This is a genomic window from Acetomicrobium sp. S15 = DSM 107314 (genome assembly GCF_016125955.1).
Taxonomy (GTDB): domain Bacteria; phylum Synergistota; class Synergistia; order Synergistales; family Thermosynergistaceae; genus Thermosynergistes; species Thermosynergistes pyruvativorans.
This window is the reverse complement of sequence record NZ_JADEVE010000089.1, coordinates 1-384: the sequence shown is the minus strand read 5'-3', so window position 1 is coordinate 384 and position 384 is coordinate 1. Positions and strand designations below refer to the sequence as shown.

The 384-nt window shown below is 57.8% G+C and carries 1 protein-coding gene; it reads right to left on the bottom strand.

Annotated features, from left to right (window positions below; genetic code table 11):
• A partial coding sequence (locus tag EZM41_RS14545; RefSeq protein WP_446697804.1) for a hypothetical protein occupies window positions 1–384 on the bottom strand: 384 nt, incomplete at both ends.

Genomic DNA, 384 nt, shown 5'->3' with positions numbered 1-384 from the left:
GATCGCGTCCAGCGTGGAATACTTGAGGGATTTGGCCATAGGCGGCACCGCTGTTGGCACCGGCCTGAACGCACATCCCGATTTCGGCAGGCTGGTGGCCGAAGAGCTCTCCGCCCTGACAGGGAGGCAATTTCGATCATTATCAGGATCTGGAGGCTCGTTACGATCTGCGCCCCAGTGTCTGGATCTCTCCCAGGGAGGATTGGGGAGAAGGGCATGTGGAGCTGATCGAAATACCAACCGCATGGGAGACCAATAGCATGTTCCGAGCGACTTGCCCTTTTCGGCGTAGCGGGTTTTGACCTTGTCGATGAACTCACCGTAGAGGCCGGAACGGTTTCCGTACATGTCGTCCATGGTAGAGACGGCCGCGGCTGTCATTTG